The 18696-nt window shown below is 47.2% G+C and carries 1 protein-coding gene; it reads left to right on the forward strand.

All coding sequences use genetic code 11. From position 1 onward, the window contains the following. Positions 1 to 6: 6 nt before the first annotated feature. Positions 7 to 18627 (forward strand): retention module-containing protein, encoded by an 18621-nt coding sequence (locus R7040_RS03925; protein WP_318095416.1) that lies wholly within the window; start codon positions 7 to 9, stop codon positions 18625 to 18627. Positions 18628 to 18696: the final 69 nt, after the last annotated feature.

Consider the following 18696-nt stretch of genomic DNA (forward strand, 5'->3'; position numbering starts at 1 on the left):
GGTCAGATGAGTACGCACACGGTACCGCAGAGCGCGATTGTAAATGCTGTCAAAGGTGAAGTTTTGGTTTTGGGCCTGGATGGAAACGTTAAGGTCATAAAAGCGGGGGATGAGTTAAGACCTGGCGAGATTATTATCACAGAAAATAATGCTTCTCTCGACGTACAGATAAATAATGAGCTTTATCTGGTCGATGCAAATTGTGTTGCTTGTCTTCCTGTGCCTTCTTCTGAACCGTTAGAACCAGTATTGGTACAATCTCCAGTTAATGGCTTGGTGACTTTTGACCCAACGGCTATTGGAAGTGCTGACTTCGACGCCAACGATATTGCCGCTATCCAGCAAGCTATTTTAGACGGAGCTGACCCTACCGCTATCTTAGAAGCAACAGCTGCTGGCGCAGGTGCTGAAGGCTCGGCTAATGCTGGCTACGTGACGGTTGAATATAATAACCCGGAAGTACTCGCTTCTACTTTTTTTGAAACGTCTGCGACTCGCAGCGGAGAAGATGATCGCGACGAAGATGACGGTTTGAATGTCACGATTTTTGCTGATGGTGGGCAGTCACTGCAATCTAGCGTAACAGAAGGCTCAATTTCTCTATCAAGCTACCCGCAAACCATTTCGTCTAGTGTGCTGGTTGAAGCAGGGGATCTCGCACTTGATACTGCTTCATTTGTACCCGAAACGTCTTCTTTAGAGTCTTTGTTGACTGAGCTTAACAGTGATATTACCTCTGGTGGTCAGCCAGTGGCGTTCGTTTATGACGAAGCGCAAAATGCCATTATCGGTACTCAAGAAGGTAACGAAGTGCTTCGTATCGAGATCGAAGCGACATCTGTAGGCCGTGATTTAGAGTTAGAAGTCGTTACCACGATTAGCCAGGGCGTTGACCATGTTGCGTCTGTTGCTGATGGCCAAGTATCGATCGTCGGTGATCAAATCAATATTGCTTTTGATATTACAGGTGCAGATATTGGTGGTAACAGCATTCAAGCGCCTATCGATTTTACGACAACCGTTATTGATGGCGATGATCCTGCGCCGCAAAACGTTACTTTTGAAAACGTTGAATCTTCTTCTACACCAATTACTGGCACCTTTGTTGATATTGGTAGTGATCAATTGGCAACGGTCACGTTTAATCAAGAAGGACTTAGTCAGTTCGATGGCCTACTGAGTGATAATCAGGCGACAGAAGCGGTACTCTCTGAAGACGGCAGTACTATCACCTTGTCCATTGCTGGCTCGAATGAAACCGTCTTAACCATCAGTCTGAATACTGATGGTACCTACCAATTTGAGCAATTTAAGCCGTTAGAACAAACAAACGGTGAAGATACGATTGAGCTCTCTTTACCAACCACAATCGTCGACTATGACCAAGATACGGCAAGCAACACCTTTACGATGACCATCCTCGATGGCGATAACCCAGTGATTGAGAACGTGACGGGCTTGTCTTTAGATGAGGCGGGGGTTGACCAAGGTTCACAGGAAGGCGCGGCAGTAACAAGTGGTACTGGGTCGATCACGACAGCGGTCGGAAGTGACATCATTGATCACTATGAGTTGGAACCTACAGAGTTCAATGTTGGTGGAGAACTCCAATCTCAAGGGCAGGTTGTTCAACTAGAACTAGCGTCCGAGAGTAACGGCGTACGTACTTACGAAGGCTTCATCGAGCTGGATGGTGTGCGTATTACCGTATTTGATGTGGCGATTGATGCACCTGCATTGGGCGAATACCAATTCAACTTGTATGAACAACTTGACCATACGGGTGCTAACGATGACTCGCTCACTTTCTCACTGCCAGTTTACGCGGTAGATGCGGATGGTGACCGCTCCTCTATTACCGAAGGTTCGAACACACCAGAAGCTGCGCAAATTGTCATTCAAGTTCAAGATGACGTTCCTTCGATTGATGGCGTTGATGCGCTAGCCGTCGATGAAGACGATTTATCAAGCATTGGCTCCGATCAAAGCGACTCTGTGTTCGCGCAAGGTAGCTTCACGACGACTCAGGGCTCAGACCGTGTTGTAAGTTATCAATTAGAGAGCGGCACTGATCCACTCAATGGGTTGGAATCGCAGGGGCGATCTATCTCTCTGACGGAAACAACCAATTCAGATGGCAGCTTTACCTATTCTGCAACGGCAGAAGGGGACGCTATCTTCACCTTACAAGTGAACCCTGACGGTTCTTATTCATTTACCCTTGAAGGTCCAATCGATCATGCTGTGGGTAGCGATAGCTTAACTCTAGACTTCACTATTGTCGCAACGGACTTTGACGGTGACACCAGTTCACTTGTTCTACCGGTAACCATTGCCGATGATGTGCCAACCATTAATGACGTTGTCGCTCTTACCGTCGATGAAGATGACTTAAGTTTGGTAGGCTCTGACCAATCACAGTCAACGCTGGTCGAAGGTCAGTTTACGACAACTCAAGGTTCTGATGGCGTCGTACAGTATCAGTTGGATGTAAACGCTGATTCTTTAAATGGCCTGCAATCTCAAGGTCAAACCGTTTCCATTGCCGAAACGCAAAATGCAGATGGCAGTTACACCTACAGCGCAACGGCAAATGGCAGTGCAGTTTTCACATTAATTTTGAATACCGACGGCTCGTACAGTTTTGAGCTGCAAGGTCCAATTGACCATGCGGCAAATAGCGACAGCTTAACCCTTGATTTTAGCGTTATTGCTACAGACTTCGATGGTGACACAAGCCAAATCGTATTGCCTGTTACCATCGTGGATGATAAGCCAACTATTACCGATGTTGATGCGATTACTGTTGATGAAGATGATTTAGGCACGATTGGTTCGGACCAGACTGACCCGATTTCTATTGATGGTAGCTTCACCACCACACAAGGCTCTGACCGAGTGGTAAGTTATCAGCTTGATGCTTCTGCAACACCAGTTGACGGCCTTACATCACAAGGCGTGGCAGTTACGCTGACTGAAACCGCAAACGCTGATGGCAGCTTTACTTACGAGGCGACAGCGGGTAGTGAAGCGGTCTTTACGCTGACGGTGAATACTGATGGTAGCTATAACTTCACGCTTGAAGGTCCAATCGACCACGCGGTAGATAGCGATGAGCTGACACTCAACTTCCCAATCATCGCAACAGACTTTGATGGCGACACCACAAATGCCACTATCCCAGTGACAATCGTGGACGATAAGCCTGTTATTACCGACGTCGACACCATTACGGTTGATGAAGATGATCTAGCGTCAATTGGCTCAGACCAAAGCAATCCAATTTCTATTGATGGCAACTTTACTACCACACAAGGCTCTGACCGAGTGGTGAGCTACCAACTCGATGCTTCAGCAACACCAGTGGACGGTTTAACATCGCAAGGCGTGGCTGTCACACTGATAGAAACCGCAAATGGTGATGGTAGTTTCACTTATGAAGCGACTGCGGGTGGCAACCCAGTATTTACTCTGACAGTAGATACTGATGGCTCTTACAACTTCACACTTGAAGGGCCAATTGATCACGCGGTTGATAGTGATGAGTTGACACTGAACTTCCCAATTATCGCAACCGACTTTGATGGCGACACCGTTACTGAAACCATTCCAGTCACGATTGTTGATGATGTACCGACCATCACAGCGGTGGATGCGTTGAGTGTCGATGAAGATGACCTTAGCGGCGTGGGCTCAGACCAAACTGACGCTGTGTTCGTTGAAGGCGCGTTTACCACTATTCAAGGCTCTGACCGAGTGGTGAGCTATCAACTGGATTCAACGGCTGATCCTGTTGCGGGGCTAACGTCTCAAGGTGAGGCGATTACCTTGGTGGAAACCGCGAATGGCGACGGCAGCTTTACTTATGTTGCGACCGCAGATGGCAATCCTGTCTTCACGTTGAATGTAGCAGCAGATGGTACTTACGACTTTACGCTGCAAGGCCCGATTGACCATGCAGCTAACAGCGACAGCCTGACGATTGATTTCCCAATTATTGCCACCGATTTTGATGGTGATACGACTTCGGCGACCATTCCAGTCACGATTACGGATGATGCACCAATCATCGATAATGTTGTGCCTCTGGCTGTAGACGAAGATGATTTATCAGGCATTGGTTCAGACCAAAGCGACGCTGTGTTTGTTGAAGGCGCGTTTACGACCACCCAAGGTTCAGACCGTGTGGTGAGCTACCAACTTGATTCAACTTCTGATCCTGTCGCAGGTTTAACTTCTCAAGGTGAGCCTGTTACTTTGGTAGAGACGGCGAATGCCGGTGGCAGCTTTACTTACGTGGCTACCGCGGATGGCAATCCGGTTTTCACCATGAACGTGAATGCAGACGGTACATACAGCTTCCGTCTAGAAGGTCCAATCGATCATGCGTTAAACAGCGATGAGCTAGTACTGAACTTCCCAATCATTGCAACAGACTTTGATGGCGATACGACGACCGCGACCATTCCAGTCACGATTACTGATGACGTTCCAACCATTAATAACGTTGTTCCACTGACAGTAGACGAAGATGACCTTGCCTCAATTGGCTCAGACCAAAACGATGATGCGTTTATGTCGGGCTCTTTCACCACAACTGAAGGCTCAGACAGCGTTGTTAAATACCAGCTTGATGCAACCGCAGATCCAGTAGCAGGGTTGACCTCTCATGGTGAGCCTGTCGTGCTTGCTGAAACTGCTAACGGCGACGGCAGTTTTACTTACACAGCTACAGCAGATAGCAATGCCGTATTTGAATTGGTGGTGAAGCCAGATGGCAGCTACACCTTTACTCTGCAGGGTCCACTAGACCATGCGGTGAATAGCGACAGCCTGCAAATCGACTTCCCGATTATCGCAACAGACTTTGATGGCGATACGTCGACAGAAACACTACCTGTCACCATCGTTGATGATAAACCAACCATCACTGACGTAGACGCAATCCATGTGGATGAAGATGACTTAGCGACGATTGGCTCTGACGGCGCAGATCCAATTTCAATCGACGGCAACTTCACTACAACGCAAGGCTCTGATGGGGTAGTAAGCTACCAATTAGATACTGCTGCAACGCCAGTTGATGGTCTAACATCGCAAGGTGTGGCAGTGACGCTGACTGAAACCGCAAACGGCGACGGTAGCTACACTTATGAAGCGACAGCAGGAACTGAAGCCGTATTTACGCTGACCGTTAATACGGATGGTTCATACAACTTCACGCTGCAAGGTCCTATCGACCATGCGACAGACAGTGATGAGCTGACACTGAACTTCCCAATCATCGCGACGGATTTTGATGGTGATACCACCACAGAAACGATCCCAGTCACCATCGTGGATGATAAGCCGACCATTACCGATGTCGATGCGATTACCGTTGATGAAGATGACTTAGGCACGATTGGCTCAGACCAGACTGACCCAATTTCAATCGATGGCAACTTCACCACCACACAAGGCTCTGACCGAGTAGTGAGTTATCAGCTTGACGCTTCTGCAACACCAGTTGACGGCCTTACATCACAAGGCGTGGCTGTCACGCTGACTGAAAGCGCAAATAGTGATGGCAGCTTTACTTACAAGGCGACAGCGGGTACTGAAGCGGTCTTTACGCTGACAGTGAACACTGATGGCTCTTATAACTTCACGCTTGAAGGCCCAATCGATCATGCTGTTGATAATGATGAGTTAACGCTCAACTTCCCAATTATTGCGACCGACTTTGATGGCGACACCACAAACGCCACGATCCCTGTGACGATCGTGGACGATAAGCCAGTTATTACTGACGTCGACGCAATCACGGTTGATGAAGATGATCTAGCGTCAATTGGCTCAGACCAAAGCAACCCGATTTCTATTGATGGTAACTTCACTACCACACAAGGCTCTGACCGAGTAGTGAGCTACCAACTCGATGCTTCAGCAACACCGGTGGACGGTTTAACATCGCAAGGTGTAGCGGTAACGCTGACTGAAACCGCAAATGGTGATGGTAGTTTCACTTATGAAGCGACTGCGGGTGGCAACCCAGTATTTACTCTGACAGTAGATACTGATGGCTCTTACAACTTCACACTTGAAGGGCCAATTGATCACGCGGTTGATAGTGATGAGTTGACACTGAACTTCCCAATTATCGCAACCGACTTTGATGGCGACACCGTTACTGAAACCATTCCAGTCACGATTGTTGATGATGTACCGACCATCACAGCGGTGGATGCGTTAAGTGTCGATGAAGATGACCTTACCGGTGTGGGTTCGGACCCTGGCGGCGATCTGTTCGTTGAAGGCGCGTTTACTACCACACAAGGCTCTGACCGAGTGGTGAGCTATCAACTGGATTCAACCGCTGATCCTGTTGCGGGGCTAACCTCTCAAGGTGAGGCGATTACCTTGGTGGAAACCGCGAATGGCGACGGCAGCTTTACCTATGTTGCGACCGCTGACGGTAATCCAGTCTTCACGTTGAATGTCGCAACAGATGGTACGTACGACTTTACGCTGCAAGGCCCGATTGATCATGCCGCCAACAGCGATAGCCTGACGATTGATTTCCCAATTGTTGCCACCGATTTTGATGGTGATACGACCACGGCAACCATTCCCGTTACGATCGCAGATGATGCGCCAATCATCGATAATGTTGTGCCTCTGGCTGTAGACGAAGATGATTTATCCGGTATTGGCTCAGACCAAACTGACGCTGTGTTTGTTGAAGGCTCGTTCACGACTACTCAAGGTTCAGACCGAGTGGTGAGCTACCAACTTGATTCAACGGCTGATCCTGTTTCAGGTTTAACTTCTCAAGGTGAGCCTGTTACTTTGGTAGAGACTGCGAATGTCGATGGCAGCTTCACTTACGTGGCTACCGCGGATGGCAATCCGGTCTTCACCATGAACGTGAATGCTGACGGCACATACAACTTCCGTCTGGAAGGTCCGGTTGATCATGCGTTAAACAGCGATGAATTAGTTCTTAACTTCCCAATCATTGCAACAGACTTTGATGGCGATACGACGACTGCGACCATTCCAGTCACGATTACTGATGACGTTCCAACCATCGATAACGTTGTCCCACTAACAGTAGACGAAGATGACCTTGCCTCAATAGGCTCAGACCAGAACGATGATGCGTTTATGTCGGGCTCTTTCACCACAACTGAAGGCTCGGACAGTGTTGTTAAATACCAGCTTGATGCAACAGCAGATCCAGTAGCAGGGTTGACCTCTCATGGTGAGCCTGTCGTGCTTACTGAAACTGCTAACGGCGACGGTAGTTTTACTTACACAGCCACAGCAGATGGCAATGCCGTATTTGAATTGGTTGTGAAGCCAGATGGCAGCTACACCTTTACTCTGCAAGGTCCACTAGACCATGCGGTGAACAGCGACAGCCTGCAAATCGACTTCCCGATTATCGCAACAGACTTTGATGGCGACACCTCATCGGAGACGTTACCTGTCACTATCGTTGATGATAAGCCAACCATCACTGACGTAGATGCCATCACGGTTGATGAAGATGACCTAGGCACGATTGGCTCTGACGGCTCTGACCCAATTTCCATTGATGGCAACTTCACTACAACGCAAGGCTCTGATGGGGTAGTGAGTTACCAATTGGATGCTTCTGCAACGCCAGTTGATGGCCTAACATCGCAAGGTGTGGCAGTGACGCTGACTGAAACTGCAAACGGTGATGGTAGCTACACTTATGAAGCGACAGCAGGAACTGAAGCCGTATTTACGCTGACCGTTAATACGGATGGTTCATACAACTTCACGCTGCAAGGTCCAATCGACCATGCGACGGGTAGTGATGAGCTGACGCTGAACTTCCCAATCATCGCGACGGATTTTGATGGTGATACCACCACAGAAATGATCCCAGTCACCATTGTGGATGATAAGCCGACCATTACCGATGTCGATGCGATTACCGTTGATGAAGATGACCTAGGCACGATTGGTTCGGATCAGACTGGCCCGATTTCAATCGATGGCAACTTCACTACCACACAAGGCTCGGACCGAGTAGTGAGCTATCAGCTTGACGCGTCTGCAACACCAGTGGCTGGCCTTACATCACAAGGCGTGGCAGTCACACTGACGGAAACCGCAAATGGTGATGGCAGCTTTACTTACGAGGCGACAGCGGGTACTGAAGCGGTCTTTACTCTGATAGTGAATACTGATGGTAGTTACAACTTCACGCTTGAAGGTCCAATCGACCACGCAGTAGATAGTGATGAGTTGACACTGAACTTCCCAATCATCGCAACAGACTTTGATGGCGATACCTCTGCTGAGACAATTCCTGTCAAGATCGTTGATGACAAGCCGACACTTGGTGGAATCGAAGCAACAAGTGTGCAAACGGTTGATGAGGATGATATCCCAACAGTCGGATCTGATGGTACACAGTCGAACAGCATTGCCGGTAACTTCATCGCGACTGATGGTTCTGATGGCATTGTCGAGTACAGCGTTTCTGACCTAACGACGCCAGTACAAGGCCTGACCTCTGGTGGTCAATCACTGGTTATGGTTGAAGTATCAAACGCAGGTGGTGTTTCAGTTTACGAAGCTCGTATTGATGGCACGACGACACCAGTATTCCGTGTAACCCTCGATGCCTCTGATGACAGCTACACGTTCGATTTGCTCGCTCTTCTCGATCATCCAAATGCTGATGGACAAAATGAACTGATCATCAATTTACCGATAAACGCGACTGACTTTGATGGAGACGTGTCGAACAACATCACCTTACCAATTACGGTTGTGGATGATGTTCCGACCATTGATGGTTTGCTAGCAGGCAGCGAACAAACCGTTGATGAAGATGACCTACCAGCAGGTACGGATGCTGCAAGTGCAGAAGATACTGTTATTTCAGGTACTTTTGATATCACCGAAGGTGCTGACCAAGTTGCTTCTATTCAGCTGAGTGACCTGACCACGCCTGTTGCGTCACTGACTTCAGATGGTGAAGCTATCACCTTAGTTCTGTCTTCTAGCGCAAACGGCGTGAACGTATACCAAGGTGTTGCTGGCAATCCTGCTGAAGTGGTTTTCGAACTGACGCTGGATGCAACGAACAACTCCTATGAGTTCGATTTACAGAAGCCGCTTGATCATCCCGATGGTAATCAGCAAAACGAGATTGTTATTAACCTCCCTGTGACGGCGACAGATAATGATGGTGATACTTCACCAGCCTTCACATTGCCAATTACCGTTGTGGATGATGTTCCAGTTGTTACCAATATTGAAAGTCTACGTGTCGACGAAGATGACTTACCTCTTGGTTCTGATGGAACGAAAGAGCCATTAACGGTATCAGGTGAGTTCGAAGTTACTAGCGCAGATGGTATTGATGCTTTCGAATTGGATCTAAGCTCAAATCCTATCCCGAATCTGAAATCGGGTGGAGAAGAGGTAACACTTTCTCAAGACGTTGGTGCTTCAACTGCTGACGCGCTTGTTTACGTGGGACAAACTCCGGGTGGAGTGACTGTCTTCACGTTGACACTTCATCAAGATGGTAAATACGACTTTGAGTTATCTGGTCAGTTAGATCACGCGGTTAACTCTGATGAGATTTTGTTGAATCTACCTGTGAAGATCACGGATGGCGACAACGATATCATCACTGCGACCTTGCCAGTGACGATCGTAGATGACAAGCCAACCATTGATGCTATTAGCTCTGGTAGTACCTTGTCTGTGGATGAGGATGATATTCCGAGCCAAGGTTCGGACGACACGCCAGAATCCAATATCATTGGTGGCAACTTTGACGTTACTGATGGTGCCGACTCTATCGTTAGCTTCCAGTTGGATAGCTTAACGTCGCCTGTTTCTGGACTTACCTCAGGTGGTCAGCCGCTTGAATTGGTTGAATTTTCAAATTCAAATGGTGTGATTGAGTACCGAGCTTACGTACAAGGTACGACGGATACCGTCTTTAAACTGACGCTAAATGGCTCAGCTGACAGTTATGAGTTTGAACTATTAGGTGCACTTGATCATCCTGCGGGTAACGATGAAAACTCGTTGGTCATTAACTTCCCAGTCAACGCGACTGATTTTGATGGCGATGTGTCCAATAACATCACCTTGCCGATCACCGTGGTGGACGATGTTCCAGCTATTGTGAACGTGACAGACTCTAGCCAACAAACCGTTGATGAAGATGATCTTGCCGGTGGCTCTGACACGACAAGTAATGATTCTACGGTATTGAACGGCGGATTTGAGGTCGTTGCTGGTGCAGACAAGATTGTCAGCTACCAAGTTTCAGACCTCGATGCAGTCGTGTCTGGTTTAACGTCGAACGGCAGCAGCATCGAGTTGAATCTAGTAGGCACGAATGGTGGAGTAACCAGTTACGAAGCGGTTATTACTGGCACATCAACTAAGATCTTCACGCTGTCTCTTGATGCGAATAATGACAGCTACCAATTTGAGCTGTTGGGACCAATCGACCACGACGCTGTTCAAGGTGAAAACAACCTTGTCATTGATATTCCAATTACAGTAACAGACTTTGATGGTGACACGTCATCACCACTGAATCTTCCAATTACCGTAGTTGATGACATTCCCGAAATTAAATCAGCAGATGCTTTGGCTGTTGATGAGGATGACCTTGCCAACGGCTCCCAGGCAACCAACAAAGAAAGCCTAGAAGCAACGGGCAATTTCGATACGGTGGAAGGGGCAGATACCGTTGTCTCTTATCAGCTGGATCTTACTTCTAACCCGATACCAGGAGTAACTTCAGGTGGTCTTGCGGTGACGTTAGTTCAAACCGCGGTAAGCAACAACAACTTTACTTATCAAGGTCAAACACCTGATGGTAACTCAGTGTTCACGCTAGTTTTGAACGCTGACGGCTCTTACAAGTTTACGCTTGAGGGTGCGCTAGATCACTCAACTCAAGGCGAAGATACACTCATACTTGATCTCCCAGTCTTTGCGACCGATGTCGATGGCGATACGGCAGGTATTAACTTACCAGTGACGATTACCGATGATGTTCCAACCTTGCACGATGCATCTATTTCGCGTGTTGAGGGACAAGGCAGCCGCACGGTTCGTTTATTCCGAGACCCTGTAGAGGGGGATGATGACCTTGGTGCTGACGGCGCACAAGTGACTTCATTCTCGGCTGATGATTCAGGCATTTACTTTAAGCAAAACGGTGTTGATTCTGATTCTGTCGATTTGAACGGCAGCGACCAAGTCGTATTTGTTCACAAGGTTCTTGACGGAGTGGATACTGAAATCGGTCGTTTGGTTGTTCGAACCGATGGCAGTGTGTCATTCCGTCCGAATGACGATCTTGACCATACCGAAACCGACTCGATTGATTTCACCATCAACGTTGTTGCAACCGATGGTGATGGCGATATCGCAGATGCCGATGTGGATATCTCGATAAGAGACCGCAATGCGCAAATTGACACGTCTACCGTTACTGCGTTCGAAGACCAAGGGCGTGATGGTGTCGTTGTGGGCGTTGACTCTGCAAATACTCAGGACAACTTGTCGACGCTGGATGTTAGCCCTGCGAAAGTCGACTTGGTTATCAATTTACATGATATCGACCGTAACGAGAGCTTAGGTGACATCACTATTCGAGATGCTGATACTCACAACGGTACGTTCTACTACAGAGACGGCAGTGGCAACTACATTGAGTTAACATCTGTGGGCAATACGGTTGTTCTCGACGCATCAAATGTTGAGCAGTCATTCAATGGTGAGCTTGTCTCGTTAGATAACTTGTACTTCGTACCAGATCGTCATACATCAACCGATGCTTCTGGTATCGATCCTCGTATCCGCGTGGAAATTCTTAACAATGGTACGCCAGATCATACGATTAATGGTCGTTTAGACATTGAAGTTGCTGCCGTCGCAGATATTGCAACGTGGACGGCAAGCAGCGAATTTAACTATTCGGTTGATGAAGATGGAAACAATGTCGCACTTAACATCACGGCTGAAACCCAAGACACTAGTAACCCTGAAGGCATTGTGTACGAGCTTGTCTTTACACAAGGAGAAGGTAACGCAGAGTTAGTCTATTCAGATGGTAGTGCGATACCAAAATCCGGTGGTGTTTATCTGGTGGATGCAAGCCGAATTGATGAAGTTCAAGTTGATCCGATAGATAACTTCTCGGGCGAAATCAGAATTGATGTCACCGCTATTACGACGGAAAACAACAATCCACTGCTTGGGAAAGATACCGCTCGCTCAGAAACCGAAACCATCATTATTGATGTAAACCCAGTTGCGGATAAAGGTAGTTTTACTGTAAACCGAATTAATGTGTTTGAGGATAATGCTCGAACTCAAAATACGGTAGACCCTGTCACTGATCACGACCCACTCCAATTAAGTGAAGTGATCACCATGAAACCATCAGCGGACTTAGATGGTTCTGAAGCGCTATTTGTGCGCATTTCTAACTTCTCAATTGATGGGGTTACTTTGGTGTGGCTGGACTCAGCAAACCCAAGTCAGATAGTAGAAGTGACCGATTCAGGCGGCAATGTACTTTATTACGAAGTGCCAGAGTCTGAATTAGCGAACGTCGAAGTTCTTCCTCCGTTGCACAGCAATGATGACTTTACTTTCAATGTCGAAGGCATTGTGAAAGACACAGCATCATTGTCTACCGGTACGACAGAAGATGTGTTGTCACTGGGCAGTAAGACTGTCATCGTTGGTGTAAAAGGTGTTGCTGACATACCAGACACGGTATTAATTGACGCGGGGAACGTTTGGAACCGATTCGTAGACGGAGATGTGGCCGGGATAGAGACGACTATTGAAGAGAATGGTGTTGTAAACCTCAACTTCTCGGTTGTATCAGGTGAAGTTGCCGATAGACCTCTGGATGATTCAGAAGCCATTACTGTTATCCTGTCCAACATCCCCGATGGTGTTCGTGTCGTAGATTCAGACGGTTCAAGCGTTGACCTCACCTTTGTTGGCTATGATGGTAACGGTCAACCGATTTACGAAGCAAACATCACTGGGCTGAATTTTAATTCCGGTATTCAAATTATTCCAGAAGCCTCTTCAACCGAAAACATTGCGATTACAGGGACGATCATTGTTACCGAAAATGATGGTCATAGTCGTGTGATTGAAAGAGAGGTAAGGATCAAGGTCGAACCCGTTATTGACGCTCAAGATAACTACGTTGTTCGATCTGAGGGAGATGAAGATACGCGCTTTGACATCGATTGGAAACCGACGCTCGTACAAAGCCCTGATACCGATGAATTCTTTAGTGATGTAACCATCTCTGGATTTCCTCCAGGCAGCACGGTCTATGTAGATGGTGTGGCACAAGCGCTTGTTTCTGGAACACTAACGCTTTCACCGCAAGCTGGTGAATCAGAGCAAGATTTTTCCGCTAGAATCTCTCAAAGTGGCTATGTTCAAGTCCAGTTGGAGCAGGATTCAAGTACTGACTTTGACTTGACCACAACCGTCACTGTGAAAGAGATTGACCATGAATATGTTGACGCTTCGAATCCCGGTGAAGGTATCGCTGAGAAAACCATCAATGGTACGGTGAATGTCCAAGTTAATCCAATCGTTGAGCCAGAAGATAATACGGGGGCAATAGATGACCAAACCCGTCTGCTTGTCACTGAAAGTGGTGGTGGTGCTACCGATATCGTGAAGTCAGACGATCAAGGTAACATTGACTTTACGATCAACACTTCTATGGGGGGCGAATCTGGTGCTCATATCATTAAATACCAAGAGTTTGATGCGTCTTCAGATGAAGTGGTGACTCAACTTGTTGTTCAATTTCACAATGTGGACCCTGAGATCCTCAACCAATTGGTTATCGTCGGTGCACTAAATGAAGGTGGAGGTCGCTGGACAGTAACCGATGAAGACAACTTCTCAATTAAAGCGCCGTCTGGCCTTGATTTAACACCAAGCGATGACAGCGACGATGGCGATAACGGTGGTCTCTCTCAAATTGGCTTAACCATTTACGCAGAAGTGAATGATTTGGGCGAAGATTTGGGCAACGAAAAAGATGCGACTGTCGTGCGTCAAACGGATGTGACACTAGAGTTTCCAACCGTCCTCACACCGAAAATGAGTGTAGCGGCAGAGATTCAGGTGGCTGATGATGTCCAAATTCAAGCGTTGGAAGACAATTCTATTAACCTTGGTGCTCAGTTGACGTCGAAAGTCGATGCGATTAATGCAGATGGTGTGGAAGATGTCTTAACTATTATCGTCGACCCGACAGCTCCTGGCATTCCTCCTGGTTTGGTGATCACGGGGACGGATGTTGATTTTGTCAATGGTAAATACGTGTTCCAAGCCCATATCGATGCGAGTGGAAATATTACTGGCCTTGATGGCTTGACGATGCACTTGGCAGAAGATTACGCAGGTGATTTCGAATTACCAATTCGGTTTGTCACTAAAGACACTGAGTCCGGTGATGAAAAAGAAAATAATGTCCAGTTTCCAGTTCAGGTTTTACCGGTTGCAGACGTTCCGAGTTCAGCCGGGGATCAGCCGTTGGATAGCGATGTCACACCAAATGTAAGAGTAGATATCGTCGGTACTTTCGGCTTGGATGCAAACAAACAACCGGTGACTGATCTAAATAACGACGTTCCCACGGCGGATGGTGTTGGTTACGAAGATGGCTTAATCCAACTTAACTTGAGTGTTGATTTTGCCGATCAATTTAACAACACTCAAGGTGGTCGAGAAACACTAACGAACATCAAGTTAGAGCTTGATGACACAACATTAGGTGAGTTTGTTGATGCCAATGGTAACAGCTTAGGAACCAGTATTGAGTTTAATGAAGCTGAGATTTTAGCTGGTGCGCTTGACAATGTTCTGTTTAAGCCAAAAGAAAATTACCCCGTAGGTGGTGGCCAAAATACCGTCAAGATTAATATCGAGGGAGAAATTACTGATGAAGCTGTGTTTGATCAGTCTATCTTGAATAACTCTGGCGATAATATAGATGTAAGAACCTTCACTGACGATGTCACATTTGAAGTTACGCCAGTCGTTGATGACATTACCATTACAGGTGCCGATCCGACGCAGCCAATCACGGTGATTGGTGACGAAGATACTTTAATTTCGCTGAATCAATCGGGCTCTGGTGTTTCGATCAGCCTGAACGATAATGACGGTTCTGAGAGTTTCGTTTCACTCAAGTTAACGGGGCTTCCTGATGACTTTATCGTTAAATCCAATTCCTCTGATTATGTTGTTAAGAACAACGGTGGGGGCGAATGGAGTATTCAACTAAAAGATCTCACTCAGACGTCCATTGACCTGAGTGACATCCAAATTAAACCGCCAAAACACTTTAGTGGCGAGGCTGAGATAGGTATTACGGTCTTCATTCAAGAGGAGTTGCTACAAGTTCCAACGGAACGAAACAACAACTTTACGCTTATTGTCAATCCTATTGGTGATGATGTTGATGTGAATCCCGATACTTCGGCTGCAGGTAATGAGGGCGAAGACATTGTTATTAATGTAAATGCGTTAGTGGTTGATAACAAAGAGTCCATCGGAGATGGTGCAAACTACCAGGAAAATGATCCAGAGACGCTGAGAGTTGAGGTCTCCAATGTCCCTGATGGGGCGAGTGTTTCATTACCTGATGGGACAGTGTTTACTGACCAAGGCGGCGGCATTTTTGTCTTAGAAATCAATACTCAAGACTTGGATCAAGTGGTGTTTAATTCTGGGGATCGCAACGATAACTCATGGGATGGTTCGCTGCATTTCAAAGTGCAAGCCGTTGATACTGGGCTCGATGGCAGTCAAAGCTTGGGCTCCGCAGAGGAGTTTGATGTCACTGTTGATGTTGAAGCAGTGAACGATCGTCCAGAGTTCGTCAACACAGTGGATGTGGAAACACCAGAAGATACGCCATTGCTGCTTGATGGTTTCAGCATTACCGACATTGATGCCGTACTCGATGATCCGAATGCTGAATATGTACTCAATGTGAACGTCGAAAGCGGTATCTTGGAGCTTAATCCAACGCTCATCGCTACTTACAACCTAACCGTGAGCGGTGATGGTACGGACTCCGTTGAACTGAAAGGCACAGTGGCCGATCTAAACAATGCCATTGCAGACGGTCTGATTGAGTTTAACCCAGAGCTGAACTTCTTTGGTGACGTTCAGGTGGACGTGACAGTCGATGACCAAGGTAATGAAGGTATCGTAATTGGTGGGGTAGATGACACCCTAAATACCAACAGCAGCAGCTTCAATATTGAAGTAACAGCGGTGAATGATACCCCAGAAACTACGCCAGTGACGCTACCGGACATTGAAGAAGACAGTGGTGTGTTCTCCATCTCTGAAGCGGATCTTATTGCGAATGCGACAGACGTAGAGAACGATAATCTCACGGTTAGCAATGTTCAGTTAACGGATCCGAATTCGGGCAGCATTACTTTCAACAGTGGCACGGGAGAGTGGGAATTTACCCCAGCACCAGATTACAACGGTCCAGTTGAAATCACGTACACCATCACAGATGATGGCACGACAAATGGTGCATCCGATCCTAAATCGGTTAACGGCAGCGCATCGTTCAACGTAACGGAAGTCAATGATGCTCCAACGACGTCTGAAGTGACACTTTCTGATATCGCAGAAGACAGTACGGCGGTTGATATTACCCAAGCTGATTTGTTGGCGAATGCGTCTGATATTGAAAACGACACCTTGATGGTGAGCAATGTCCAGTTGGTTGATCCAAGCAGCGGCACATTGGATTTCGACAACGTAACAGGTACATGGTCATTTACTCCTGCGCCTGGCTACAACGGCAAGGTCGATCTGACCTACGACATTACCGACAACGGTACAACGAACGGCGTTTCAGATCCTCAAACGGTGTCAGGAACGGCGACCTTCGAAGTCACTGAGGTGAACGATGCACCGGTAACATCAGAGGTAACGTTGAGTAGTACCGAAGAAGATGGTGGTTCGGTAACTATTACGGCTACTGAGTTGCTGAGCAACGCAAGTGATCCTGAGTCAGACAACTTGACCGTCGATAATGTTGTGTTAGTGGATCCAACTTCCGGCACGCTGACTCAAGTGAGTGCGACAGAGTGGACGTTTGAACCCGCAGCAGATTTCTTTGGTGACGTTAATTTCACTTATGAAATCACAGATGACGGAACCACTAACGGCGCTCCAGACCCAATTACAATCGCGGGCACAGCAGTGTTGAATGTTGAAGCGACCAATGACGCACCTGAAATCACTGCAACGTCGGTAACGGATACGATCAACGAAGCCGATGGCCAGAAAATAACGGGTATTAGTGTAAGTGACATCGACTTCACTGGTGCGCAGGCGAATGAAATCATGACGGTGACTCTTACAGTTACCGAGGGCGACCTTCGTGTCGAGCCGCCAGCAGGTAGTGGTGTGACTGTTGGGGCGGGGATGGCTGGTGAAATAACCCTAATGGGCACACCAGATAATATTAACTCCGTTCTTGGAGCAACAGACGCTTCTGAGGGTGTATTTGTGGATGCAGGAGATGTCAACGCAGCTTCAATCACTTTATCGGTGAAAGTCGAAGACAACGGTGTGTACTTCGAAAATGCATCGGGTTCCGCATTGGAGGCGAATCAAGACTTCACTATCAATGTGACACCTGTAGCTGATGCACCTACATTGAATATCAATCCTCAGTTTAATTACATTCGTCAAATTACGGCTAGCCAAACCGCGAGCAGTCAAGGTTTAGCGATTGTCGGAATCATGGCGGCGCTTACTGATATTGACGAGGTGCTGTCTTTGGAGCTAACGGGCGTACCAGCTAGTGCTGAGGTAACAAGTGGCGTTTCTCCATCAGGCATTAGCTTCGATGGTACCACTTGGACAGTACCAAGCGATGAAATTGATACGCTAGAAATTGTCGCAACAGATACTAACAGTGGTATTGATGTCGGTTCTTACGATATTTCGCTTACGGCGATATCAACGGAATCTAATGGCGATGAAGCGCAGTCTTCACCTGTCCAAATTAGTTTGGATGTGAGTAGTGATAGCGACGATATTGACCAGTCAACCGCAGTGGACGACAGCTATTTAGTCGGCGGAGACACAGGTACCAACTTGATTGGTGGAGACGGTGACGACGTTATTCTGGGTGGTGATGGTGATGACGTGCTTATCGGTGGCTTAGGCTCAGATATCTTAACGGGTGGAGACGGCAGCGATATCTTCAAGTGGACGGTAGATTCCGTTGATGAAGGGGCAGTGGATACCATTACTGACTTCACTGTTAACGAAGACAGTATCGATTTACGTGAAGTTATCTCTGATCTCAATAACTCAATGATCGACATGGATGATCTGCTTGGTCACATTTCGGCAGACTACGATGCATCGACGGAAAGTGTTTCTCTGAACATTACGACGGATGCAAATGTTCAACAGACTATTGTCGTGGAAAACTTAGGTACTTCAATCGACTTCAACGGTCTCAGCTCCAACGAAATTGTAGAGTCATTGCTCAACAACGGTGTTATTGATAACGGATAAACCTGTATACAACACAAAAATGGGCGGCTCTGATAAGCCGCCCATTTTTTTCGGGAAAGCTTGATTTTA

Source organism: Vibrio sp. 1069, assembly GCF_033340555.1.

Bases quoted from the DNA above. Each gene is read 5' to 3' on its own strand.
- R7040_RS03925 (WP_318095416.1), top strand. From the start codon at position 7: ATGAGTACGCACACGGTACCGCAGAGCGCGATTGTAAATGCTGTCAAA.